The organism is Nocardia aobensis NBRC 100429, assembly GCF_000308375.1.
Classification (GTDB): domain Bacteria; phylum Actinomycetota; class Actinomycetes; order Mycobacteriales; family Mycobacteriaceae; genus Nocardia; species Nocardia aobensis.
The window spans coordinates 15,538-40,660 of record NZ_BAFQ01000206.1 but is presented as its reverse complement, the minus strand read 5'-3'; the positions used below and the strand labels follow the sequence as shown (position 1 = coordinate 40,660).

General features: G+C 69.6%; 19 protein-coding genes and 2 pseudogenes. 11 read left to right on the top strand and 10 right to left on the bottom strand.

From position 1 onward, the window contains the following. Positions 1-29 precede the first annotated feature (29 nt). Both RJ03_RS26325 and RJ03_RS26320 read right to left on the bottom strand, forming a co-directional pair. On the bottom strand, positions 30-1,166 hold the full coding sequence (locus RJ03_RS26325) for a lysylphosphatidylglycerol synthase transmembrane domain-containing protein (RefSeq protein ID WP_036506916.1): 1,137 nt from the start codon (positions 1,164-1,166) through the stop codon (positions 30-32). A 134-nt stretch (positions 1,167-1,300) separates the two neighbouring features. Next, a complete protein-coding gene (locus RJ03_RS26320) occupies positions 1,301-1,684 on the bottom strand; it encodes a winged helix-turn-helix transcriptional regulator (protein WP_036506914.1) in 384 nt (127 codons plus the stop codon). Between the two features lie 134 nt (positions 1,685-1,818). Here RJ03_RS26320 and RJ03_RS26315 point away from each other — a divergent pair, with 134 nt between their 5' ends. After that, positions 1,819-2,703 (top strand): NAD(P)-dependent oxidoreductase, encoded by an 885-nt coding sequence (locus RJ03_RS26315; RefSeq protein WP_036506911.1) that lies wholly within the window; start codon positions 1,819-1,821, stop codon positions 2,701-2,703. A 10-nt stretch (positions 2,704-2,713) separates the two neighbouring features. Here the strand turns inward: RJ03_RS26315 and RJ03_RS26310 are convergent, their stop codons facing one another. After that, a complete protein-coding gene (locus RJ03_RS26310; RefSeq protein WP_036507076.1) occupies positions 2,714-4,189 on the bottom strand; it encodes an adenylate/guanylate cyclase domain-containing protein in 1,476 nt (491 codons plus the stop codon). Positions 4,190-4,433: 244 nt separating this feature from the next. On the opposite strand from RJ03_RS26310, the gene RJ03_RS26305 reads away from it, so the two are divergent. The 4 genes and pseudogenes from RJ03_RS26305 to RJ03_RS26295 all read left to right on the top strand — a co-directional run bounded on the left by RJ03_RS26305 (position 4,434) and on the right by RJ03_RS26295 (position 6,883). Next, positions 4,434-5,603: an AI-2E family transporter gene (locus RJ03_RS26305; RefSeq protein ID WP_051025272.1), complete on the top strand. Its 1,170-nt coding sequence runs from the start codon at positions 4,434-4,436 to the stop codon at positions 5,601-5,603. Between the two features lie 163 nt (positions 5,604-5,766). Then, positions 5,767-6,018 carry a hypothetical protein gene (locus RJ03_RS26300; RefSeq protein ID WP_036506908.1) on the top strand — a complete coding sequence of 84 codons (252 nt, stop codon included), beginning with the start codon at positions 5,767-5,769 and terminating at the stop codon, positions 6,016-6,018. After that, positions 6,006-6,152 (top strand): annotated as a pseudogene (locus RJ03_RS36285) (response regulator transcription factor); the annotation flags it as partial. The gene RJ03_RS26300 and the pseudogene RJ03_RS36285, both read left to right, overlap by 13 nt. A gap of 86 nt (positions 6,153-6,238) precedes the next feature. Further along, entirely contained in the window at positions 6,239-6,883 is a 645-nt protein-coding gene (locus RJ03_RS26295) for a DUF1707 SHOCT-like domain-containing protein (protein ID WP_036506905.1), read from the top strand. Between the two features lie 3 nt (positions 6,884-6,886). Here RJ03_RS26295 and RJ03_RS26290 read toward each other — a convergent pair whose 3' ends face one another. From RJ03_RS26290 to RJ03_RS26270, 5 genes and pseudogenes are all read right to left on the bottom strand, one after another. Next, on the bottom strand, positions 6,887-7,276 hold the full coding sequence (locus RJ03_RS26290) for a VOC family protein (RefSeq protein WP_036506903.1): 390 nt from the start codon (positions 7,274-7,276) through the stop codon (positions 6,887-6,889). A gap of 1,563 nt (positions 7,277-8,839) precedes the next feature. Beyond that, positions 8,840-11,492 (bottom strand): annotated as a pseudogene (locus RJ03_RS39215) (MMPL family transporter); the annotation flags it as partial. After that, positions 11,492-12,247 (bottom strand): NYN domain-containing protein, encoded by a 756-nt coding sequence (locus tag RJ03_RS26280; RefSeq protein WP_036506901.1) that lies wholly within the window; start codon positions 12,245-12,247, stop codon positions 11,492-11,494. The pseudogene RJ03_RS39215 and the gene RJ03_RS26280, both read right to left, overlap by 1 nt. 2 nt (positions 12,248-12,249) lie before the next feature. Next, entirely contained in the window at positions 12,250-13,062 is an 813-nt protein-coding gene (gene trmB, locus RJ03_RS26275) for a tRNA (guanosine(46)-N7)-methyltransferase TrmB (protein WP_373281725.1), read from the bottom strand. A 156-nt stretch (positions 13,063-13,218) separates the two neighbouring features. Further along, positions 13,219-14,574: a lipase family protein gene (locus RJ03_RS26270; protein ID WP_036507064.1), complete on the bottom strand. Its 1,356-nt coding sequence runs from the start codon at positions 14,572-14,574 to the stop codon at positions 13,219-13,221. 400 nt (positions 14,575-14,974) lie between these two features. Here RJ03_RS26270 and RJ03_RS26265 point away from each other — a divergent pair, with 400 nt between their 5' ends. From RJ03_RS26265 to RJ03_RS26245, 5 genes are all read left to right on the top strand, one after another. After that, the gene (locus RJ03_RS26265; protein ID WP_245552389.1) at positions 14,975-16,117 is read left to right on the top strand and encodes a tRNA modification GTPase; all 1,143 of its coding nucleotides are present in this window, start codon (positions 14,975-14,977) and stop codon (positions 16,115-16,117) included. Beyond that, positions 16,104-17,723 carry an amino acid adenylation domain-containing protein gene (locus RJ03_RS26260; RefSeq protein ID WP_232329241.1) on the top strand — a complete coding sequence of 540 codons (1,620 nt, stop codon included), beginning with the start codon at positions 16,104-16,106 and terminating at the stop codon, positions 17,721-17,723. The genes RJ03_RS26265 and RJ03_RS26260 overlap by 14 nt, the downstream gene beginning before the upstream one ends. 283 nt (positions 17,724-18,006) lie before the next feature. Continuing rightward, the gene (locus tag RJ03_RS26255; RefSeq protein WP_036506897.1) at positions 18,007-19,839 is read left to right on the top strand and encodes a phosphoenolpyruvate carboxykinase (GTP); all 1,833 of its coding nucleotides are present in this window, start codon (positions 18,007-18,009) and stop codon (positions 19,837-19,839) included. Between the two features lie 270 nt (positions 19,840-20,109). After that, positions 20,110-20,334 carry a hypothetical protein gene (locus RJ03_RS26250; RefSeq protein ID WP_157121641.1) on the top strand — a complete coding sequence of 75 codons (225 nt, stop codon included), beginning with the start codon at positions 20,110-20,112 and terminating at the stop codon, positions 20,332-20,334. 199 nt (positions 20,335-20,533) lie between these two features. Next, positions 20,534-20,818: a hypothetical protein gene (locus tag RJ03_RS26245; RefSeq protein ID WP_036506885.1), complete on the top strand. Its 285-nt coding sequence runs from the start codon at positions 20,534-20,536 to the stop codon at positions 20,816-20,818. 14 nt (positions 20,819-20,832) lie between these two features. On the opposite strand, the gene RJ03_RS26240 is transcribed toward RJ03_RS26245, so the two are convergent. Next, on the bottom strand, positions 20,833-21,621 hold the full coding sequence (locus RJ03_RS26240) for a class I SAM-dependent methyltransferase (RefSeq protein ID WP_036506882.1): 789 nt from the start codon (positions 21,619-21,621) through the stop codon (positions 20,833-20,835). Positions 21,622-21,791: 170 nt separating this feature from the next. On the opposite strand from RJ03_RS26240, the gene RJ03_RS26235 reads away from it, so the two are divergent. Beyond that, positions 21,792-23,036 (top strand): glycosyltransferase family 4 protein, encoded by a 1,245-nt coding sequence (locus RJ03_RS26235; RefSeq protein WP_036507053.1) that lies wholly within the window; start codon positions 21,792-21,794, stop codon positions 23,034-23,036. Between the two features lie 48 nt (positions 23,037-23,084). Here the strand turns inward: RJ03_RS26235 and RJ03_RS35210 are convergent, their stop codons facing one another. Further along, entirely contained in the window at positions 23,085-25,070 is a 1,986-nt protein-coding gene (locus tag RJ03_RS35210) for a hypothetical protein (RefSeq protein ID WP_051025287.1), read from the bottom strand. Positions 25,071-25,123: the final 53 nt, after the last annotated feature.

Sequence of the window (25,123 nt, the reverse complement as noted above, 5' to 3'; positions counted from 1 at the left end):
GCGGTGCGGCAGCCGGAGTCCGGGACCGCTCAGGTCTGCGGCTCGCCGTCGGGTCGCTTGTCGCCGCCTTCGGCGCGGCGGGGTTCGGCGAGCAGGGCCGAGCGCTGCTCGAATTCCTCCTCGAACTGCGCATCACCGAGCTGCGGATTGCGGAAGCGGAAGGCGAAGACGATCCAGCCGATGATCGCGACGAGAATGAAACTCACCATGCGGTAGACGAAGGCGGCGGCCACCGCCTGTGCGGCCGGCAGTCCCGCGGCGGCGGTGAGGCTGTAGATGAGGGTGGCGTCGACGTAGACGATGCCACCGGGTGCGAACGGAATCGTGCCGACCGCCTTGCCCACGCTGAACGCGATCAGCAGGCCCGCCCAGCGCGGATCGGCGCCGACCGCGTAACAGGCCGCACCGAGGCAGGCCACGTCGCCGAGCCGATGCACGACCGCCCAGAACGCGACCCACGCGGCGTCGCGCCGGTTCAGGTCCACCGATTCCAACTGGCGCAGCACCTCGTCGACGTGAGCCAGACCGGAATCGGCCGGATGGCGGCGGATCCGGTTGACCAGCCGCACCCCGCGGCGCACCAGCGCCTGCAGCGCACCGGGATTACCGGAGACGTATTTGCCCGCCCAGACCAGCAGCGCCACCGCGCCCAGCATGAGGACCAGCTTCCACGGGCCGACGCGATTGCCGACCAGCAGCGCGCCGCCGACACCGAGCAGCAGCATTCCGCTCGTCGCGACCACGCCGGACATCAGCAGCTGCCAGGAGGCGACGATCGCGCTCGCACCCCAGCGGCGGGTCTGGCGATAGGTGAAGGCGGTGGAGAACACCTGGCCGGCGGGCAGCGACACCGACATCGCGGTGGCCCCGTAGACGACCGAGACCGAGGCGCGTTGCGAGACGTCGACCCCGCCGGCGCGCAGCAGGCGCTTCTGGATGCGGCCGAATCCGCTCATCGACAACGCCTGCATCCAGATGCACAGCGCGACCCAGCCCCAGTGGATCTCCGTGAGGTTGCGCCAGGAATCGTGCAGGCGCGGCCACAGGTATACGCCCTCGGCGATCAGCAACGCCGACAGGGCAACGCCGAGGACCCATTTCAACCAGCGGAACCTGCGCCGCGCGGGCCGCGCCGGTTCGCCGCCGGGTTCAGCGTGGGCCGTCACGACGCCCAGCCTAGTGGGGCCGGGCCCGAAGGCGGCAGCGGACGCGTAACCACGCAGGGCCCGGCCCCGCTGGGCGCATCGGCTCGGCCTAGTGGGGCCGGGCCCGAAGGCGGCAGCGGACGCGTGGTCCCGGGTCAACCGGCCGTGACGGCGCGGGACGGGGTGTCCGGCGGCTGCACGCGCGCGGCGCCGATGCGGTCGATCCGCGCACGGCCCCACGCACCGAGCGGTTCGAGTGCGGTGTTCAGCGATCGGCCCAGGTCGGTGAGGCGGTACTCGACCCGCGGCGGCACCTCGGGGTGGGCCTGCCGGTCGATCAGACCGTCCTCCTCGAGTTCGCGCAACTGCTGGATCAGCATCTTCTCCGAAACTCCCGGCAGGCCGCGCCGCAGTTCCCCGAATCGCCGGACGCCGTAGTTCTCGAGTTCCCAGAGGATCAGCCCTTTCCATTTACCGCTGACGACATCCATCGCGGCGTCGATCCCACAGAAGTACGGACCGAATCTTTTCGCGCCCATCCACCCCTCGCTACCTGTTCACCTACCTGTTGGTGGGTACCGCACCGAATAGTAGGTACTTGTCCCGACAACTCGCGGTGACCAGGGTGGATGACGGCGCGCCCAGCATCCACCCGAGCAAGAGGAGTTTCTCGATGACCGCGAACGAACACACCGCCGTTGCCGTGCTGGGCCTCGGCCCGATGGGCCGGGCCGTCGCCGCCGTCCTGACCCGGAGCGGCAATCCCACCACCGTCTGGAATCGCACACCCGGCAAGGACACCGAACTCGTCGCGCTCGGTGCCGTGAGCAGTGCCGATGCCGCCGCCGCGATCGATGCCGCCGAGGTCGTGCTGACCGTGCTCAGCGACCATCCCTCGGTGCACCAGGTTCTCGACCCGGTGGCGGATCGGTTGCGCGGCAAGGCGCTGATCAATCTCACCAGCACCGCTCCGGACGATTCACGCGAGCTCGGCCGATGGGCGGCGGCCCACGGGATCGACTTCCTGGACGGCGGCATCATGGCGGTGCCGCCGATGATCGGCGGACCCGGTGCGTCGATCCTCTACAGCGGGTCCGCCACCGTCTTCGAGCGATTCCGGCCGGACCTCGAAAAGCTCGCCACCGCAGAGTATTTCGGCGACGATGCCGGTACCGCCGCACTGCTCGACTTCGCCCTGCTGGCCGGGATGTACGCCGTGTTCACCGGCTTCTTCCACGGCACCGCCATGGTCCGCTCGGCCGGAGTCACCGCGACGGAGTTCGCGCCGCGCGCGGCCGCGTACGTCACCGCGATGGCGGGGTTGATTCCGGCCTATGCCGCGGTGATCGAGAGCGGCGACTACGCCGACGAGGCGCAACCGGCGCGATTCCACAAACCCGCCTTCGACGCGATCGTGCGCGCGAGCCGCGATGCCGGGGTGGCGCTCGATATCGTCGCGCCGATCAAGAACCTGATCGATCGGATGATCGCCGACGGCCGGGCGGAGTCGGGACTGGAGCGGATCGTGGAGGAACTGGCGGGTTCCGGCAAGGTCTAGCCGGAGCCGGTCAGCCCAGGGCCTTCGGCCACGCGAGCCTGGTCTTGCGGCGGCGACCGCGCAACTGCACCTCGTCGCCGGAGATCCACTGCTTCTGTTCGTCGTCGTCGGCGAAGTACAGGGCGCTGCCCGAGGCCAGGACGCGGCCCGGATGTTCCTTCGCCAATTCGGTGAGCCGCGAGGCCTCGTTCACCGGATCGCCGATCACCGTGTACTCGAAGCGATTCGCGGCGCCGATATTGCCGGCGACGGCGAGGCCGGCCGAGACCCCGATGCCGATATCCAGGCCCTGCACCTCACGCAGCGCCTCCCGCAGATCGCGGGCCGCGGCCAGCGCGGCGGTCGGCGCGTCCGGACGGTCCAGGGGCGCACCGAAGATCGCCAGCGCGGCGTCGCCGACGAACTTGTTGATCAGGCCGTTGTGCCGGTCGACCACGTCGACCACCACCCGGAAGAATTCGTTGAGCAGGCTGACCACCTCGGTGGGCGGATGCTCGGCGGCGGTGGCTGTGGAGCCGACCATATCGACGAACAGCACGGCCACGAACCGGGTTTCACCACCCAGTTCGGTGCCGTACTCCAGCGCTCTGCGGGCCACTTCCTCGCCGACGTGCTGGCCGAACAGTTCCTGCAGTTCGCGGCGCTGCGCGGCCTCTTCCATCATGCGGTTGAAACCGACCTGCAGCAGGCCGATCTCACTGCCGTCGAAGACCTCGACCTGCACATCGCGCGCACCGGCCTGGACCCGGTTGATCGCGCGGGACAGCTGACGCACCGGATCGGAGATGCTCGCCCCGGTGAGCATCGACAGCGCCAGCGCCTGCATGATCACCACGCCACACAGCAGCAGAATCGAGATGGCCAGCGACTGCGCCGAGAAGTGCACCTGCGAGGTGATCTGGGTGACGCACAGCAGCACGATCGCGATGGTCGGCGCGAACGTACCCATACCCCACGTCATCGCCATGCGGGTGCCGACACCGGGGGTGAGGGTGTGATCGAAGGTGCCGGTGGTCAGCGCGTGCGCGGCGACCGGCCGCAGAATCCGCTCACCCAGCATGTATGTGAAGCCGAACACGATGGTGGCGGCCATACATTCGGTGACGATCACCGCACCCGCGAGCTCGGGAGTTTCCACGATGATCCGCGCGGCCAGCACCGCACCGCCCACCAGCCACAACAGCAGGTGCAGGATGGACTGCCGCAGCGGTGCGTGCAGGGCCGCCATCTGTTCCTGGCGACTGGGCGGCCCGCCGCGCATCTGCCAGCGCATCACCGGGCGCAGCATCAACGCCGAGGCGGTGACGCTCAGGAATCCGCCGATCGAAAAGACCAGCGCCGGAAGCAGCAGACCGGCGCGGCGCAATCCGTTCGGCGTGCCCTCGGGCGCGGGCAGCCCGTACTGGATGAACGCGTAGACCAGGACCGCACCGAAGGCATTGGCCGCCAGCATGGATGCGAGGTACAGCGGCCAGCGCGTTCGCATGGTCTGTTTGACCGCTTCCAGAGGCGCTGACACGTTGACCAATCTAGCGGGGCGCGGCGTAGGTCACCGGATTCGGGCGGAGCGGACACGTGCCGGTTGCGTCCCCGGCCGATAGGCTCGCGGCGTGAGTGGGGACAGCAAGACCTCCGGGAATCCGGCCGAGCCTGCCCCGGCGGGCGTCGCATCGGCGGCTACGGGCCGTACCGCATCCGGTCGCGGGCGCGAGCGCACCGCGGCCGACTCGGTGCATCCACTGGTGCGCCAGGGCGCCGAATGGTGCTGGCGACTGTTGATCATCCTGGTGGCGGTGCTGGCGGTCGCCTATCTGGCGCACAAGCTGACCACGGTCGTCATTCCGGTCGCGATCGCCCTGCTCGCGGCGGCGCTGCTCTCGCCGCTGGTGGATCTGCTGCAACGCCTCGGAATGCCGCGCGGTATCGGCGTATTCGTGGCGCTGGTCGGATCGCTGGGCTTGCTGGCGGGGATCTTCACCTTCGTCATCGAGCAGTTCATCACCGGTGTGCCGCAGCTGACCGACGAATTCAAGACCAGCATCCATACCGTGCAGGACTGGCTGATCAACGGGCCGCTGCATCTGAGCAACGATCAGATCCGCAACGGCGGCAATACGATCATCAAAACGCTGGAGGCCAATCAGGATTCGCTGACCAGCGGCGCGCTGACCACCGCCGCCGCGATCGGCGAATTCCTCACCGGCGCCTTCCTGACGCTGTTCATCCTGATCTTCTTCCTCTACGGCGGCGACCAGATCTGGAATTTCGTGACCCGGATCGTGCCCACCCCGCAACGCGAACGGGTGCGCACGGCCGGGCGGCTCGGCTTCGGCACGCTGATCGGATTCGTGCGCGCCACCGTCGTGGTGGCGGCCGTCGACGCCATCGGCATCGGCGCCGGGCTGGCGATTCTGAGTGTGCCGCTGGCCCTTCCGCTGGCATCGCTGGTGTTCATCGGCGCCTTCGTCCCGATCGTCGGCTCCCTGCTCGCGGGGTTCATCGCGGTCTTCCTGGCCTTGATGACGAAGGGTTTCGTCACCGCGCTGATCGTGCTCGGCATCACGGTGGCGGTGATGCAGCTGGAAGGCCATGTGCTGCAACCGTTGTTGCTGGGCCGCGCGGTGCGCATCCATCCGCTCGCGGTGGTGCTGGCGATCACGGCCGGCGTGGTGCTGGCCGGTATCGCGGGCGGTCTGCTGGCGGTGCCGTTCGTCGCGGTGATGAACACCGCGATCCGCTCGCTGCTGGCCGGCAGCCCGGAAGAGCTGTATCAGGAACTCAATACCGGCGAACCGGGGGAGCCGATGTTCCACGCCGATCCCGACCGGCCCGATCTGGACCGGTATCGACCGGCCGAATCGCGGTCCGATGCGGGCGGCGGTGAGGCGGACGAAGACTGAGTCCGTGGGCGCCGCGCCGCCCGCCGACTCGACCGCGCCCGGACCGACGGCCGCGACCGCGCCGCTGTGGCGGGCTGCACAGGTGTTTCGTCTGGTCACGATGCTCTATGCGGTGGGCCAGCGTTCGCCTCGGTGTCGTCCTACCAGCGGCAGCCGCTGATGTGTGCTGATCGGCATTCTGGTGTTCTGGTCGGTCGTCTCGGCGCTGTGGCTCTCGCGCTGGTCGGTCACCGGGTGGGAGCGCCGTGCGGTGGTGATCGGTGATCTGGCGGTCGCCGTCGGGTTGATGGCGGCGACCCGGCTGGTCGCCGACTACCCCTGGTATCACGGGACGGCACCGAATGGGAATTCCGGATTCCATGCGACGGGGAGCACCGATGAGCGCATCGGAAGACGCGGCGGGCGACCAGGCTGAGCGTCAGCCACCGCACGGTCGAGAACCATGTGCAGGCGACTCTGCGCAAACTGCAGCTCGGCAACCGGGTCGAACTCACCCGATACGCCATCGAACAGGGCCTCGAACAGGGACCGGATCAGGGATTGCCCTGATGTGCTCGGGCCGCGGCGTCGGTAGCCTCGGGGACATGGGTGGTGAGACCGTTTCCGCCCCGGGGTCCGCGGGAACCGGGGGAGCCGTGGGTGACCGTGACCTGCGAGTATCGGATACCGAGCGCGAACATGTCGGAACCCTGCTGCAGCGCGCGGTCGGGTTGGGCATGCTGTCGCTGGGCGAGTTCAGCGAGCGCATGGATACCGCGCTGGCCGCCAAGACGCGCGGCGAACTCAACGCCGTCCTGATCGACCTGCCCGGGATTCGCCTTGCGGGACAACCGAATCCCACTCAGCCGACCGCCGCGACCGGGCCGGCTCCGACATGGCGGTGGGGTGCCCCCGGTGGACGCACCGACGCGGAAACCGCGATTCGTCCGCGGCTGTCCGGCGTCACCCGCAAGGGCCCGTGGCAGGTGCCGCCGTCGCTGTATGTCAACAGCTACCTCTCCGGCGTCACCCTGGATTTCACCCAGGCCGTGATGTCGACCCAGGTGGTCGAGATCCGGGTCGACGATTTCTGCAGCTCGCTGACCATGATCCTGCCCGGTGAGGCGACCGTCGACCTCAACGGCGTGGAGCTGATCGGCTCCAGCGCCAACAACAAGGTGCGGACCGGCCCGCCGATCGGACCGCTGCACGTCATCGTGCACGGGCGCAGCCGGTTCAGCTCGATCACCGCGAAACATCCGTTCGGCGTGCAGTGGAAGAAGCTGATGTCGGGATTCTGATCGCTACTCGACGACCTCGCCGAGTCCGATCATGTTGCCCTCGCTGTCGCGGAACCACGCACCCCGTTCCGCACGTCCCTTACTCGGGTAGTTCCCCTCGATCTCCATGATCCCGCCGACCGTGCCCGGATACTCCTCGAACACGACGCCGCGCTCCCGCAGGGCGGCCACGGTGGCCTCGATATCGTCGACGTAGAACGCCAGCTGGGTGAAGGAACCGTCGGCCGCTCCGGCCGACGCGAACAGGCAGAACACTCCTGCCGCCCCCTCGTAGCGCAGTCCGCCCGGCCGTTCTTCCACGGGGTTCAGCCCGAGTTTTTCGGCGTACCAACGCCGTGCTCGTTCCAGATCCTGTGTGGGTACCCGTGCCTCGATCCGCGCGGAGTTCAGCATGGGGGCATGGTAGAGCCTCGGGCGCGGGCCGGTACGGGAACCTCCGGCCCGCGCGCGGGGATCAGTCCCGGTTCTGGCGGCGCAACAGTTCGTTGACGCTCACCGTGCGGCCGCTGGTGCGGTGCTTACCCTCGTCGTCGGGATCGGCCGGTTCCGGCTCGGGGCGGCGGCGGGACGAGCGGAGGTCCGCCATCCACTGTTCGATGTTGTTGCGGTTGTCTCCGCCCGGTCCAGCGGGGTGGTCGGCCAGATTTCCGGAGGCATCGGATTCGGCTGCGGGCGTGGGGTTTTCGCGCTCCGGCGCCGTCGACGCCGCGGTTTCCCCGGCATCGGACGTGGTCTGCTGCGGACCGTGCGACATCGCCGAGTCGAGGTCTCCTCGGGGCTCCGGAGGGGGAACGTTGTGGGCGCCGGCCGGTGGCCGGTTTCCCGGATTCGCGGGGTCGTGCAGTTCCTGGGTCGCCTCCGCGTCCTTCGGCTCCCGGGGCAGACCGGGGGGCACACTGCCGCGCCCGGATTCCGGTGTCCGCGTAGGCGAATGGCGCATGCCGTCGGGCGGGATCCGCCGCGGCGGCTGCACGGCGGGCGGGCGTCCTTCGGGGGCGACGCGCTGCGTCCGGTCGGCCCCCTGCTGGGGGCCTCCGGCCGGTTCGGCCCATCCGGAGCCGTGCCCGGTCGGTGCGGACGCACCAGGGGCGCCCTGCGGACTCGCGGTGTGTCCGGAGCCGTCGGGAGCGGCGGGCGGTCCGCTGTGGCCGGGGCGTCCGGCGTCCGGCGTCTGCCCGGGTCCCTGGGCGGGCGGCTGTCCCGGGTGGTACGGCGGGGCGTCCGGACGATAGAGCTGGGCGCGGACCGACGGATGCGGCGGCAGCTTCGACGGTTTCGGCGGCAGGACCCGCGGCGTGGTGCCGACCGGTGCGGTCGGCGGCACCGAATCGGTGGCATCGGGGGCGGTGTCCGGGGCGGGCACGGTCCGAGGCGGCATACCGGGGCGCACGACCTGCGGCGGCCGCACCACGCCACGGTTCGGCGCGGTATCCGAACCGGGCAGCGAAACCGAGGGCGGTGCCGAAGGTGCTTGCGGCACATGGGGTTCGGGAGTGCCGGCACGATCCGCCGGTCCGGCGCTCTGCGGATAGCCCGGATTCGACACTCCCGGCGGCGTGCTGGTGGCGCGCGGCGGGACCGGTCCGGGATTCGCCGCGGGGCGCCCCGGCGTCGAGGCCGGTTCGGACGTTCCCGCGCCACGGCCCGCCTCGTCCCCGGCGGAGGGACCGGCGCCGATGACACCGGAACCGCCGGATGCGCGCGGCGGCTGCGGGCGGGCCGGCGGGGGCAGCACCCGGGAGGAACGGATGCCCGGCGTTTGCGGCGAGGTTGACGAGCGACCACCCTCCAGACCCGCCGGAGCGGCGTCGGCGGAGCCCGAGGCGGCAGGCGGTGCCTGATTCGCGGTGCCATCCGAGGCGTCGTCGCCGTGGTCGTCGGGCGAGGCATTGCCCGAATCGGCCGACGGCGCATCTGCGCCGGAGTCCGACCGGCGGAAGCCGAAACGCTTGCGCTTCGGGGACTTCTCGGTCTTGCCCGGCTTCTCGGTCTTGTCCGGCTGCTCCGATGCGGACGAGTCGGACTTCTGGGTCCCGGCGTCCGAGGAAGCAACGGATTCCGCCGCCCGCCGTTCCGCCGGCTCGCCGGTCCGCGTCGTGGGCCCCCCACTCCGCGACGCCGACGGCTCGGAGCCCTCGGCCCGGGTCGGTTCGGAACTCTCGGCGCGAGACCGGTCGGTGCCCTTGGCTCGTGACTGCGCGGGGCTCTCGGCCCGCGGCGCCGTGGGACTCTTGGCGCGAGTCGCGCGCGCGGAGGTGCCTGCCGCGGCCGGATCGATGCGATCCAGCTGCTCGGTCGGTGCCTCCGGATCGACACGCAGGAACTTCAACCGCCGCGGCTTGCGCGGACCCTTCGGCGTGCCGTCGGGCAGCTGCGGCAGCTGCATGGTCACGGGATCGGTCACCGGTGTGGTCTTGACCAGGTCGACGACCTCGCCGGTGCCGGGACGCTCGTCATCGAGAATGGGTTCGCCCAGGCCGATGCGCTGCTGAATGCGCTTCATCCAGGCCGGGGCCCACCAGCAGTCGTCGCCCAGCAGTTTCATGGTCGCGGGAACGAGCAGCATGCGCAGGACGGTGGCGTCGATGAACAGCGCGGCCATCATGCCGTAGGCGATGTACTGCATCATCACCAGATCGGAGAAGGCGAACGCACCGACGACCACGAGCAGGATCAGCGCCGCCGCGGTGATGATGCGACCGGTCTGCGCGGTTCCGCTGCGCACCGACTCGGTGGTGCTCGCGCCCTGGGCGCGCGTTTCCACCATGCGGGAGAGCAGGAAGACCTCGTAGTCGGTGGACAGGCCGTAGATCACCGCCATGATCAGCACCAGCACCGGCGACATGATCGGCTGCGGCGTGAAATTGAGCAGTCCGGCGCCGTGGCCGTCGACGAAGATCCAGGTCAGAATGCCGAGCGTGGACCCGAGCCCCAGGGCGCTCATCAGCGCCGCCTTGATCGGCAGCACCAGCGATCCGAAGGTCAAGAACATCAGCAGCGTCGTCACGAAGACGACCAGCACGATCATCAGCGGCATGCGATCCAGCAGCGAATCGATGCTGTCCTGCATCAGCACCGGCTGCCCGCCGACCATCAGATCCACGTCGTCGGGGACGTGGATCGAGCGCAGGTAGGCGATCGTGTCCTCGACGTTGGCGTCCGGCGCCATGGTCGCCTCGGACACCCAGACGTCGGAGCCGTTCGGCGGGATGCCCGGGGTACCGAACGGATCGGTGAGCCCGGGGGCGCCGCTGGCCTCGTCGAGAATGGCCTTGATCTCACTGGTGTTCTGGGTGGTGATGACCAGCTGGATCGGGTCGGTCTGGCGCAGCGGGAAGATCTCGTCGAACTTCTCCTGCGCCATGCGGGTCGGATTGTCCGGCGGCAGATAGGTTTCGCTGATACCGCCGAACTTCAGGTTCTTCACCGGAATGATCAGCAGCAGCAGGATGATGCACAGCGGCACCGCCACCTTCAGCGGATGCTTCATCACCCACTGCGTGGTGCGGCCCCAGAAACCGTTCTCCACCTCTTCGGCGGTCTTGGTCTTGCGGAACCGCTTGAATCCCAGTGCGTCCACGCGCGGTCCGAGAATGGACAGCAGCGCGGGCAGGATGGTGAGCGAGGCCAGCGCGGCCAGCAGTACGGTCGCGATGGTGCCGTAGGCCACCGACTTCAGGAAGCCCTGCGGGAACAGCAGCATGCCGGCGCTGGCGGCGATGATCATGGTCGCCGAGAAGGTGACCGTGCGTCCGGCGGTCATCACCGATCGGCGCACGGCCTGGCGGGTGGTGTAGCCCTCGGCCAATTCCTCGCGGAACCGGCTGACTATGAAGAGTCCGTAGTCGATCGCCAGACCGAGGCCGATCATCGAGACCACGGCCCCGACGAACGAGTTCACCTCGGTGACGTGGGTGATCGCCATGACGATCCCATTGGCGCCGAGGACGGTGAGCCCGCCGATGATCAGCGGCAGGGCCGCGGCGACGATACCGCCGAAGATGAAGAACAGCAGGATCGCGACGGCCGGAATGGCCAGCATCTCCATGCGCTTCTGGTCGGAGGCGATGGTGTCGTTCAGCTCTCCTGCGACCGGCTGCATGCCCGCCAGCTGGACATCCACACCCGGGATGTAGAAGGCGTTCTTGACCGCGCGGTAGTTGTTCATCGTGGTCGTGTCGTCGTCGCCCTTGATGGCGACGGACGCGAACGCGTACTTCTTGTCCTTGCTACCGGTGGCCGACGCGCTCCAATCGCCGGTCTCGGTCTTCCAGTACGCGACGTTGACCTTGCTGATCTGGTCCGGATGTTCCCGGGGCAGGCTGTTGAGATTGTCGGTGATCTTCCGCCCGAACTCCGGATCGTCGATGGTCTTACCGTCGGGCGCGGTGTAGAGCGCGATCACATCGGACATGTGATCGCGGCCGTAGACCTCGTCCTTGAGCACCGCGGCCTGCGAGGACTCCGCTCCGGGGTCGAACCAGCCGCTGGAGCTCAGGTGGTTTTCCAGACCGAATCCGTACGCCCCCAGGGCGAGAAGTGCGGCCACCGCTACACCCAGCACGGTGTAGCGGAACTTGTGGACCAGCTCGCCCCAGCGGGTGAACACTAAGCGACTCCTTGAGCGGGGCGGGAGGTGAGCAGTGCGGACAGCGGCCGGAAGGGCTGCAGCCAGGCTCCCTCGTCGGGCAGCGAGTCGAGGCTCACCCGGGGCAGCGGTTCACGGAACACGCCCGGGATGTCCTCGAGGTCGACGAAATCGAGGATATCGGACGTGACAGCCCAACTCGCGTGCTCGCGGAATCCGAGCACCTGGACCGGAACCCCGGTCGCCGCGACCTCCTCGAGCGGTTCGCGGAAGGCCTGACCGTCCGCGGAGGCCACCATGATCCCCGCGAGACCGGCTCCGCCACGGCGTAACTGGATATGTGCCAGCATGTCGCTGTCGACGTCGGAATCCTCATCGATCTTCGGTTTCGCGAAGACGGCGTAGCCAACGTTGCGTAGCGCCTCGACCCACGGACGCACCACATCGGCGGTCCCGGGGGCGATATTGGTGAAGACGGTGGCCTCGGGTTCGATGCGCTGCGTGCTGCCGGCCGACAGCTCGGCGGTGCGGGCCAGCAGCCAGCGGCCGAGTGCGTCGAAGCGCGGCCGGTAGGCCGCGGTGGGACGGCCGCCGAGGATGGCGCCCAGGCCCATATCCAGATTCGGCGCGTCCCACACCAGCAGCACCCGTCGCACCCCGGTGGGTTCGGCGACCGGCGTCGCGGGGGTCGCCGCACCGGCGACGACGTCCGAGTCGTCGCCGCGCACTGTTCCGGCAACCTCGTCGGCCGCCTGGGCCATCTCCCTGAGACTCATAGCTAGATCTTCCCCCAAATGAACTCGGTGATGGCGCTTCCGGCTCGATGCGCCTTGCTCTCGAACTTCGTCACCGGGCGTTCGAGGCCGATCACCGTATCGGTTCCGGGGTGTTCCGCATCGCCGCCGGTGGCCTCGTTCAGGCCTACGAGCTGCGGTTCTCCCGCGCCCACCTCGGCGATGTGTTCGGCGTAGCCGGCATGGTCGGTGGCTACGTGCAAAATTCCGCCGCGCTGCAGGCGGCTGGCGATCAGGGTCATCGTCGCGGGCTGCAGCAGCCGGCGCTTGTGGTGGCGCGCCTTCGGCCAGGGGTCCGGGAAGAAGACTCGCACACCTGCTAGCGAATCCTTGGCAATCATGTGCTCGAGGACGTCGACGGCATCGCCGCGCAGCAGCCGGATGTTCTCGATGCCTTCCCGCTCGATCCGCTGCACGAGCTGGGCGAGGCCGGGTTTGTACACCTCGATGCCGATCAGGTCGAACTGCGGCTCGGCCTGGGCCATCGCCGCGGTCGCGGTCCCCGTGCCACAGCCGATCTCGATGATCAGCGGCGCGGTCCGGCCGAACCAGGCGGCGGCCTCGAGCGGTTCGTCGCTCACCTCGCGGCCGATGCGCGGCCACATCCGCTCCCAGGATTGCTGCTGGGTCGCGGTCAGCGCGCCACGACGCGAGCGGAAGCTCGTTACCCGTGGGTAGAGGCGGGAAGGCTCACGCTGGGGGCCAGGGCCTTCGTGGTTACGCAAGCTGCCGCCTCCGGCCCCGTCGCTACCAGCTGTATCTTCGCGCTGTTCGCGGGGGCCTTCGTGGTTACGCAAGCTGCCGCCTCCGGCCCCGTCGCTACCAGCGGTGTCGTTCGCGGCGTCGTTCACGGCGTCCATTGTCCAGTATTCGATGATCAGGGCCGCAATCGACCGCGTCGAGGAGGGAAATCCCGGGTCAGGCCGTGTTGCCGAGGGGTGTGGAGCCCGGCGTCAGGCGGCGAGCGGCTGCTCGTCGGGTAGTTGCGGTTCGCTCTGCTTGCCCAGCGGCAGGCCCAGGAGCATCCGGCCCGCGGTACCGGCCAGCTCGACCAGTCCGCGCCAGCGCGACGGGGACGCCACGACCGACCAGACGGTCCGCGTGTCGGTGTCGGCGTCGGTGACCGGGAGGCCGGCGATGCGGTCGGCCAGCCAGTCGAGACTCAGGGGCGTGGCCAGCGGTAACAGCGTGAAGTGGTCGCTCAGCCGGTCGCGCAGGTAGCCGACGGCGGCGCCTCCCGCGCGATAGCGCTCGACCTGCGCATCGATACACGACACGTCGATGATGCGATCGTGCAGCGGCTGGATCACCAGGATCGGACAGTGCGGGGTGTGCTGTCCGAGGCGCATATCGTCGAACATGTCGCACATCGCGGGGGTGCTCAGCACCTCCTCCAGCGGCCGGTCGAGGTATTTGCTCACGTCCTGGCCGGCCAGCCGGGCCAGCGCCACGATCGGCGGCAGCTGGGCGGCGCGCTCGAGCAGTCGTTCCCCGGCGGTGCTGATGCGGCCGTCGAGAACCTCGCCCAGCGCCGGATACACCTGGCGCAGCGCCGAGATCACGATCGCCGGGAAGCCGGCGTAGCGGCCGCCGTTCAGCCGGATGAACACCTCACCCGGGTCACCGACCGGCGCGCCGAGCACCGCACCGGCGATGGTCAGTTCGGGCGCATACGTGGGAGCCATCTCGACCAGCCACGATCCGGCCATCCCACCCCCGGAATAGCCCCACACCACGACCGGTGTGTCGATACCGAGCCCCACCGGGCGGAAGTGCATGGCGGCGCGAATGCCGTCGAGGGAGCGGTAGCCGGGTTCGCGGGGCGCGCCGAAACGGCCGTCCGGTCCCTCGTGATCGGCGATGCTCACCGCCCAGCCGCGCCGCAGCGCGTTGGCGACGAGCAGCAGTTCGAGCTGGGTGATCGAGCCCGGGACGACGGCCCCGCGGCGCAGGGCGTAGGAGGGTGCGCATCGCTCGCTGACGGCGTCGATCGCCGATTCGAAGGCCAGCAGCGGGCGGCGTTCGCCCGGTTCGGCATCGGCGGGCAACAATACGGTGGTTACCGCGACCTCCGCACGACCGTGCAGGTCGTTGCTGCGGTACAGCAGTTGCCATGCCGTCACGCGCTGCGGAATCAGGCCCAGCAGCGCGATCTGCACGGGACGGCTGCGCAGGACGGTTCCGGGTGCGTGCGTGGCGATGTCGGCGGGTGCGCGATAGAAGGGGTCCTGCGACGGCGGCAGCGGCCGATCGTTCTTCGTCGCGACGGCGGTGCCGTCGTCACCGATGACGTCCACACTGACGCTCATCGCAACCTCCTTCGGATCCACGGGACCGGCGCACAGGCGCACGGCCGACCGGGTTCCACACCGCCGAGGCCGCGCACCGGCGGTGCCGCCGGCGGCTTCAGCGTAGGTGATCGAATCCGCGACCCGTTAGTCCGACACTGTCGAATTATGCTGTGACACAAGCACAACCACCGTTTTGCCGGAAACATTCCCAATTCCGCCGTCAGTACCGCTCACCGGTGGCGTCCGTCGAGGTGTGCGCCATCGTCGCCGGTCACGGGCTCGGGCAAGCCGTTTCGTGTGATCGATGACACATCTCGGTGTGGCACAACGGCGATCGGACGTGCCGGTGAATCCGCGGTCGATGCCGACAACGGGCGTGTCTTCTGACAGAATTTGCCGCTGGAAGGGGGTATCACCTGTGTCGAGAGCCACTGCAACCAGCGCTTCGCCGGGCTTCGTGAACGACCACGGCGGGCCCACACCGGAACTCGAGCAACTCATCGCCACGGTGCGGATCGGCGCCGGGTCCGCGCCGGGAATCGCCGATCAGCTGGCGAGTGCGGCCGTGGTCTTCCGGCGGCCGCTGCGGATTCAGGTCACCGGCCGGGCCGGTGCCGGAAAATCGACCCTGTTGCGGGCATTGGCCCTGATGTCGGCCGAGGAGACCGCGCCGGTGGATCAGCCGGGCGTGCCGGATCCGGTGCTCGACGCCGATCTCGTCGTCTATGTCCTCGCGGGTTCGCTGCAGGCCGCCGATCGCCGCGTGCTCGAATCCTTGCGGCCCGACACCACGATGGTCGTACTCAACAAGGCCGATGCCGTGGGCTCGCGCTGGGGCGATGCGGTGGTGGCCGCCGATCAGGCGGCGCACGGGCTGGGTGTACCGGTCGCCCCGATGGTCGCCGAACTCGCGGTCCGCACCCGTGCGGGCACACCGAGCGACGACGATCTGCGCACGCTGCGCCGCCATGCGGCAGGTGGTGGCGCCGAGCTCACGCTCTCCCCGGAACTGTTCGTCGACCGATCGGCCGGGCCCGACGTGGCCGATCGCCGGGCGCTGCTGGAGCGCTGGGGCCTGCACGGGGTGAGCTGCGCGCTGGTGGCACTGCGCTACGAACCGGAGCTGGGACCGCAGCAGTTGCTGCAGTTGCTGCATGCCGTGAGCGGGATCGATCCGGTGCACGCGCGTCTGCATCAGCGCTACGAGCAGATCGCGGCCCTGCGTGGCGGCGATCTGCTCGACGATCTGGCTCGCATCGCCGCGCGCGCGATCCCGCAGGGTGACGGCGGGCGCGCCCGCGACCTGATCGAGGATTATCTGGCCGGGGACGAGGCGCTGTGGACCGCGCTGCAGGCCGGTCTGGCCCGCCCGGAGGTCCGCCATCTCGCGGCCGGATATCCGTCCGCGACGCCGGCGGACGCCGACGACGCGCTGGTCCGCGCTCAGCGCTGGCGCGCGGTGGCGGCCAGCGATATGCCGGCCGCCGCCCGCCGCGCCGCGATCCGGTTGCACAACGGATATATGCGGATGTGGGAGCGGATGAGCAGTGCCGGACTGTGAGGTACCCGGTGCGCCGGTCGAGCTGAACGGCCGGCGGGCGGGCGTCACCGCCGGTGTGGATCCCGAGGTGCTGGCCGTCGTCGAGCGGTGGAATCCGCAGGGCGGCGCGCTGCTGCGCGCGGTTCCGGCCGAATCGGGCCCGAATTCCGCCGCGCCGCACGGATCTACGGCTGCGGACTCGGAACCTGGTGTGGCACAGCCTGTTCCGGTGACCGTCATCGGTCCGGACGACGCCAACACCACGCTGCTGCGCACCGAACTGTCCCGCTTCGAACCGCGCGTGGCACTCACCGATCCGGTCACCGACCCGGCAACCCTGCTCGCCGCCACCGATTTCGGCCCCGGCAGCGGTCCGGCGGTGGCGCTGGTGCTGGTGGATCCCGGCGCCGCGGTCGGCGCCGCACTGCTCGACCCGGTGGCGCGCTTGCAGGCGGTGGGAACGCGAATCCTGTTCGCCATGAACGGAGTTCACGCTCATCCCGACTGGCGCTCGGTACTGGATCGCGATACCGCCATGCTGGCCCGGGCACTCGGCGCCGAGCCCGAGATCCTCCCGGTCTCGGCGCGGCTGGCCGTCGCGGGCCGAGGCAACGGCGATGCCGCGCTGCTGGATCGCTCCGGCCTGGCCGCACTGCACGCCCAGCTCAGTGCCGCGGTCGGGGTCCGGGGCGGCCCCGACCACCTGGCCGGCGTCACCGCACGGGTGCTCGCCGATACCCGTGCCCGGGTACTGGGCCAGATCGAGGCACTGCGCTCGGGCAGTACGGTCGCCGCCCTGCGCGCCGAACGCACCGCCGCGCTGGCCGGTCGCGACGGTGGCCGCGCGCAGGCCCTGGCCGCTCTGCGCAACCGGCTGCAGCTGGCCCGGGTCGATCTGACGCACGAGGTGGGCCTGCGCGTCCGCACCGTCAATGCCACCGCCCGTGCCGATCTGGACCGCCTCGACCGCCGCTCGGTGCGGGGCTATCCCGAGCTTCTGCAGGCGGCGGTGAATCAGGCCACCGCCGAATTGGACGCCGTGGTGCGCCACCGCCTGATCGAACTCGCCCGCCAGATCGAGGCCGTGGCAGGTTCGGAACCGCAGCCCGCGTTCGCCTCGCCGCCGACTCCGCCGACCGATCCCGCACCCCGGGTCGGCCCCGATCCGGAGCGCCGCCATCGCGGTGTCGAGGATCGATTGATGATCGCCCTGGGCGCATCGGCGGGTTTCGGCCTCGGCCGCTTGATCGTTGCGCCGTTGTCGCTGGTGCCGGCGTTGGATTATGCGACCGTGCCGGTCACCCTGGCCCTCGGCGCGGGAGTCGCGTGGTGGGTGGTGCAGGCCCGGGGGCATCTGGCCGATCGGGCACATCTGCGGCAATGGGTGACCGATGTGCTGGTCAACGTGAAGGCCCAGCTCGAGCAGCGGGTGGCGACGGCCCTGGTGGAGGCCGAGTCCGAGCTGACCGAACAGGTGGTGCGCGTGAGCACCGCGCGCATGGTGGAGGCCGATCGCCGGGTCGCGGAGCTGGAGGCGCAACTGCGCCGCACCGCATCCGAACAGCCCGCTCGAGTGGCCGCCTGCGAACGCGATCTGGCGATCCTGGAGGCCGCGGTCGCCGGGTGATTCCGCCCGGTCGCGGTTTGCTCATCCCGCACAGCGGGGGTGCCGCCGAGGTGAGAAGGTTTCGGCCGGGTCCCGAGTGAGCAACCCCATGCCGTACCGACCGTCACATCGCGTTAACCTCTTTACTTAAGGAATCCGGGTGTCCGTCTCGTTCTCGTACGCCGCCCAGCCGGGGCGCGCTGTTCGGCGAGCCGGCGGATGTCCACAGCCAACGGCGGCCTTCCTGGTGTTGAAAGCTGTTTCGGCAGCTTTCCGGCCCGCCGCTCATCTCAGGAGAGTTTTCATGACCTCAGCGACCATTCCTGGTCTTCACGGATCCGATGGCACCGCGCCGACCAAGCATGCCGGACTGCTCGCCTGGGTGCAGGAGGTCGCAGAGCTCACCCAGCCGGAGCGGGTCGTGTGGGCCGACGGCTCCGATGAGGAATGGGACCGGCTGACCACCCAACTGGTCGAGGCCGGCACCTTCCAGAAGCTCAACGAGCACAAGAAGCCGAATTCCTTCCTCGCGCTGTCGGACCCCTCCGACGTCGCCCGCGTCGAGTCGCGCACCTTCATCTGTTCGCGCACCGAGGCCGACGCCGGCCCGACCAACAACTGGGTCGACCCGAACGAGATGCGCGCCACCATGACCGAGCTGTACCGCGGCAGCATGAAGGGCCGCACCATGTACGTGGTGCCGTTCTGCATGGGCCCGCTGGGCGCCGCGGATCCGAAGCTGGGCGTCGAGCTCACCGATTCCGAATACGTCGTGGTGTCGATGCGCGTGATGACCCGCATGGGCAAGGCCGCGCTGGAGAAGCTGGGCACCGATCGCCCGTTCGTGAAGGCGCTGCATTCGGTGGGCGCGCCGCTGGCCGAGGGCCAGGCCGATGTCCCCTGGCCGTGCAACGACACCAAGTACATCACCCACTTCCCCGAGGATCGCGAGATCTGGTCCTACGGTTCGGGCTACGGCGGCAACGCGCTGCTGGGCAAGAAGTGCTACTCGCTGCGCATCGCCTCGGCGATGGCGCACGACGAGGGCTGGCTGGCCGAGCACATGCTGATCCTCAAGCTCATCTCCCCGGAGAACAAGAACTACTACGTCGCCGCCGCGTTCCCGAGCGCCTGCGGTAAGACGAACCTGGCGATGCTGCAGCCGACCGTCCCGGGCTGGCGCGCGGAGACGCTGGGTGACGACATCGCGTGGATGCGCTTCGGCGAGGACGGCCGCCTGTACGCGGTGAACCCGGAGTTCGGCTTCTTCGGCGTCGCCCCCGGCACCAACCACAAGTCGAATCCGAATGCGATGTCGACGCTCGAGGCCGGTAACACCGTCTACACCAACGTCGCCCTGACCGACGACCGCGACGTCTGGTGGGAGGGACTCGAGGGCGAGCCCGACCACCTGATCGACTGGAAGGGTAACGACTGGTACCTGCGCGAGACCGAAACCCTTGCCGCACACCCGAACTCGCGTTACTGCACGCCGATGTCGCAGTGCCCGACGCTCGCCCCGGAATGGGACGACCCGCAGGGCGTGCCGATCTCGGCGATCCTGTTCGGTGGCCGCCGCAAGACCACGATCCCGCTGGTGACCGAGTCCTTCGATTGGCAGCACGGCGTCTTCATGGGCGCCACGATGTCGTCCGAGCAGACCGCCGCGGCCGAGGGCAAGGTCGGCAACGTGCGCCGCGATCCGATGGCCATGCTGCCGTTCATGGGCTACCACGTCGGTGACTACATGAACCACTGGATCAACCTGGGCAAGAACGCCGACGCCACCAAGTTGCCGAAGATCTTCTACGTCAACTGGTTCCGTCGCGGCGACGACGGCCGCTTCCTGTGGCCCGGATTCGGCGAGAACTCCCGCGTGCTGGAGTGGATCGTCAACCGGATCGAGGGCAAGGCCCAGGCCGAGGCCACCGCGATCGGCAATGTGCCCACGGCCGGCGATCTGGACCTCGAGGGTCTGGACGTCGATCCCGCCGACGTCGACGCCTCGCTGAAGGTCGACCTCGACGAGTGGCGCAAGGAGATCCCGCTGATCGAGGAGTGGTTCGAATTCGTCGGCGAGAAGCTGCCGTCCGGCGTGCGTGACGAATTCGAGGCGCTCAAGCAGCGTCTGGGCTAGTCGGAGGGCCGGCCGGGGGACGGCCGGTCCCCACGAACGCCGAAAGCGAGCCGCCCGCACCGTCTTTGCGACGGGGCGGGCGGTTTCGTCATTTCCGCCGTTCCGCGTGCGGAATGGCGCGCTTGTCCTATTCTGAATGTGTTCTGCATCTCACGAATACTCCCCGCGGTTGCGGGGAATTAACTACTCGGCTGAACTGACTGCTTGCAGGTGCTCGTGGATTCCGTTGTCTGGCCGACCGGTCGGGGTATGTGGGAGGTGGGTGTGGGCATGACCGAACTCGGGTTCGATGCTGTCTCGGGATTAGCCGGCGCGCGATGGGCCGATCCGGAGGTGGATTTCGCGCCGACAGCGGCGAGTACGCCGCTGCAGCGTGCCGCGGCCCGGTTGCAGGCCGTACTGCCGCCCGGGTGGCAGGTCGAGATAGACCTGGCGGCACCGCGCCCGCACGGAGATCCGCAGCCGGTGCTGCGAGTCCGCTTGTCCGAGAACTGATTCGGCGCGTCTTCCCCTGCGTCACGTACTACGCGCAGCGGACATCCCGGACCGATCGCCCAGTCGCGAGGCGCGAAATACTACCTCGCGGTTCGCTTTTCGCAAAACGCACTATTGCGTTTCCTGCGATTGCAGAGCATGCTTAGAGCAAACATTTGTCGGACGATTTTACAGATGCAATCGCAGGGGAGTCCGAATCATGGCGGTGCAAGTGGTCGGCCGATCGCTGATGACCAGCGATCAGACCCCACATCAGGCAAGGTCCGTCGGTACCGGGGGCTGGGTGGTGTCCTTCCTGCCCGGCCGGACCTTGACGCTCGAACAGGCGGCGGCGGCGCTGCAGGCGGCCGAGGCGGTGGCGGCGGTCCGCTCACTCGCCAACTGCGTCGGCCTGACCCCGCTGGAAACCGTCGGCCTGGCCATGCAGGAGCCGCCGTGGAGTGAGCCCGCTCGGCGCACCCGGCGGCGGGGGTGGCTGGAGTAGATCCCGATGCGGCCTCAGCGCAGGGGTTTGGCCGCGACGACGACCAGATTGCTGACCAGGAGTTCCCGCACGCCCGGTAGGCGCGTCACCCACCACGCCCAGCGCGGGTGGTAGCGGGGGAAGGTGGCGAGGATCTGGGCCCGGCCCCCGGTTTCGCGCGCCCATCGCAGCCCGTCGGCGGCGGTGACGGCGAACAGGGAGCGGCCGAAGCGGTTCTTGGGCTGCTTTCCGGTGCGCCGGGTGTAGCGCCGGGCCGCGTATTCACCGCCGAGGTAGTGCCACGGTCCCGTTTCGTGGCCGCCGAACGGTCCGAGCCACACCGTGTAGGACAGCACCATCAGGCCGCCCGGTTTGGTGATGCGCAGCATCTCGTCGGCCATCACCCACGGCTGCGGCACATGTTCGGCGACATTCGACGACAGGCAGATGTCGACGGCGTCGTCGCGGATCGGCAGCGCCATCCCGGATCCGCGCACCGCGCCGGCGACGGTGAGCCCGGCGGCGTGCATCTCGGTGGGATCGGGTTCGATCGGCAGATAGCGCGCGCCCGCCGCCGCGAATTCGTCCGCGAAGTACCCCGGACCCCCGCCCACGTCGACGACCACGGTGCCGCGGAGGTCCCGTCCGGTCAGATCCCGATAGAAGTCGGCTACGAGGTCGGCGGTGTCGGTGGCGATACCGCCGTAGAACCGGGCCGGGTCGGTTTGTTCGAAGCGGAAACTGCCCAACAGGCGCAGTGAACGGCGAAGGGTGGCCCGGCGCGCGAAGCGGGGACGCGGTCCGGTTGCGTCGGATCGAAGCATGGCCGCGCCAGTCTATGCGGCCACCGCGACGACCCGGAACGGCCGTCGGCCGCTATGGTGGAGCCCACTGTCGTCCGACGTGAACGATCTGGAGAACTGCCGTGCCCGAAACCGGCCCCCGCGAGCGCGCTGCGATGGCGCAGCTCTGTGGGCCCGGCGGCGAGAACGAGATGCGGCCGGGTGCGGACGTACGCGAAGTCCTGCTGCTGTGCTGGCGCGATACCGGACATCCCCAGGGTGGGGGAAGCGAGCGGTACCTGGAGCGGGTGGGTGCGCAGTTGGCGGCGCACGGGGTGAAGGTGACGCTGCGGACCGCGCACTATCCGGGTGCGGCGCGCCGGGAACGCATCGACGGCATCGAGGTCAGCCGCGCGGGCGGGCGCTTCACGGTCTACCCGCGAGCGCTGGCCGCCATCGCGGCCGGGCGGCTGGGGTTCGGCCCGCTGCGCGGGTTGCGGCCGGATGCGGTGATCGACACCCAGAACGGCATTCCGTTCTTCGCCCGGACGGTCTCCGGCGCGCCGTCGGTGGTCCTGGTGCATCACGGCCACCGTGAGCAGTGGCCGGTGGCGGGCCGGGTGGTCGGGCGGATCGGGTGGTGGATCGAATCGCGACTGTCGCCCCGGATCCATCGGCGCGATCAGTATCTGACGGTATCGCTGCCCTCCGCGGAGGAACTCGCCTCGCTCGGGGTGGACGCGACGCGAATCGCGGTGGTGCGCAACGGCGCCGAGCCCGTGCCCGCGCAGTCCCCGACCGGCGCCGCGACGACCCGCACCCCGTATCCGAGCATCGTCGTGCTGTCGAGGCTGGTGCCGCACAAGCAGATCGAGGACGCACTGGACGTGGTCGCGGGTCTGCGTGACCGGCTCCCCGGCCTGCGCCTGGATGTGATCGGTGACGGCTGGTGGGCCGACAACCTGAAGAAGCGTGCGCACAGCTCGGGCATCGCCGACGCGGTCGATTTCCACGGTTACGTCGACGAAGCGCGCAAGCACGAATTGCTCTCCCGCGCTTGGGTTCAGGTACTGCCCTCCCGCAAGGAAGGGTGGGGCCTGGCGGTCATCGAGGCGGCGCAGCACGGTGTCCCGACCATCGGCTACCGCAGTTCCCGGGGGCTCACCGATTCGATCGTCGACGGTGTGACCGGGGTGCTGGTGGACGACGCCACCCAGCTGACCGACACCGTGGGTGAACTACTCGCCGACCCCGAGGGACGAACGGTGATGGGAGAGAAGGCGCGTGCGCGAGCTCGCGAGTTCTCCTGGGAGCAGACGGGCAACGGCGTGAGCGAAGTTTTGGCCGCCGCCGCTCGGGGACGATTCGTCTCGGGACTGGTCACGGGGCGTGCGACGGTGGCGGCAGCGACCTCGGCGCCGCTGCGAGACGACCGGGTGGCCCCGACCCTTCGCTGATCGGCGAGCGATCATCTCCGGCACGGCCCGGCTGTCGATCGGTGCGCTTCATCGCCCACGTCGCCGGTCGACCAGGGCGGCCGCGAGCCCGGTCAGGAGCAGAGCCGCCCACAGCAGGTGCGCGGCGACGACCACGGCACGGTCGGTGGCGGTGGCCCGGGCCACATCTCGTGCGCCCGGTACGCGATAGAGCGTCAGATCGACGTCGGAGTACACCGGCTGCAGCCGGCTCAGCGTGGTTCTCGCATCGCCGACGGCTCCCGGCGTGCGGTGTTCGACGAGAATCCAGCCGACGCCCTGGGCGGCGAGGTCGGCGGGATCCGCCCCCCGGAGCAGCAGGTTCTCCACCCGCTGGGCTCGCGCGCCCTCACCCGCCACCACCTGGCCCCGGACGGGCAGCACGCCCGTCTGCAGGACGTCCGACCGCAGCATGCGGGGCGCGGGATCCAGCACCGGAACCCTTCCGCTGTAAGGGAATACGCGGAACATCCCGGCGGGCAACACGGCGACGTCGCCGGGGCCGTCGACCACCGCGGCCACCCGCTGCCACGCGGGCGGGTAGTGCACCGGTCGCAGCGCGCCACCCACTCCCCAGGCCAGGTCGGGCAAGGTGAGGATCAGCGCGGCGATGAAGAGAACAGCGATAAGTGGTTGCACGGCAAGGGTATTCGGCCGCGACGCGGTGCTGTCGGTGTGCGAGGGCTCGTCACCGGCGGCAGGAGACGTCAGCGCCGCGGGCGCGTCCGTGTGAACCGTGTCGGTGTGCGGCGCAGGTTGCCGCGCGAATTCCGGTGTACCGCGGCGGCGGAAGGAGGCGAGAGCGCGGCATCCCGCCGCAGCGCACAGGGCATATGCGGGCATCGCAAGGGCGACATACTTCTGGGTGTCGCGCAGCAAACCGGCACCGGGGATGCGCTCGATCAGGGATTCGCCGATCGAGAGACCCCATCCCGTCGCGCCCAGGGCCGGCAACAGGATGCAGATCGCGGCCAGCACCAGCAGCATTCGCCGTGGATAGCGCGTGGAGCGTTCGCCCGGCGCCGCGACCGCCCGCACCCCCGACAGGACGATCGCCAGCAGCACCAGGGTCGACAGCACCGCGAAAAGTGTTGTCCGAGAGCCGGGTACCGCCGCGCCGTTCCAGATTCCCCCTAGTCCGGCCAGGCTCCCCAGGGTGCCGAGCCCCGGCTCGGCCCGCGCGGCGAAGGCCGCCACGCCTGCCGGATCGGACGGTTCGGCCCCGCTGCCGGACAGCGCGGTGGCCACCAGCCACGGACCGGCGCTCACCAGCCACAGCGCCACCGCGCCGACCACATTGCGCCGCCCCACCGTGAGGATCGCCAGCAGACCCGCCAGCAGCGAACCGGTCGGCGTCAAACCCGCCGCGGCGAGTACGCCGCCCAGCATCGCCCACGGCACGGCGGTACGCACCCACCCCGGCCTCGCCCGGCCGCCGAACGCCTGTTCGGAGGTGTCTGTCCGCGGCCCGCGGTCGGCATCGGCCCCCGCCGTCGTGCTGCCCGCATCGTCCGGCCCGGACGCCGTGTCACCGTGCGATGTACGCGTCGCCGGATGAGCCTGTCCGGCGCCCGACCGCAACCGCTGCCCGAGGACAACCGTCCAGGGCAGCGCCGCATAGCCGGCGAGCAGGCTCCAATGTCCCTGCAGAAGGCGTTCGGCCACATAGGGATTCCAGATCGCCACCGTCGCGGCGACCAGCTGAGGCGCCAGGGACACCCGCAGCAGGCTGTGCGCGAGCCGGGCCGCGCCCCATCCGGCGGCCGCGAGCGCCAGCACCAGAATCGCCTTGACGACGATCCCTCCGTCCACCACCACCGACAGTGCGGCGAGCAATCCGTCCTGCGGAACAGCCCTCGGCGCTGCGTCACCCAGCCCCAGAGCCGCATCGGTCGCGTAGGACCGCGGCGTGCTCACCCCGTCGCGCAGCAGCAGATATCCCGGCCCCGAGAGCGGACCGACGACGATCAGGGCGAGCGCGAGACTGTAGGCCAGGGGAACGATCCGGGCCCACATCGGCGCGGCGCTCGCCGGACGCAGCTGCGAGCTTCTGGTGTCGTCGCCGTGTT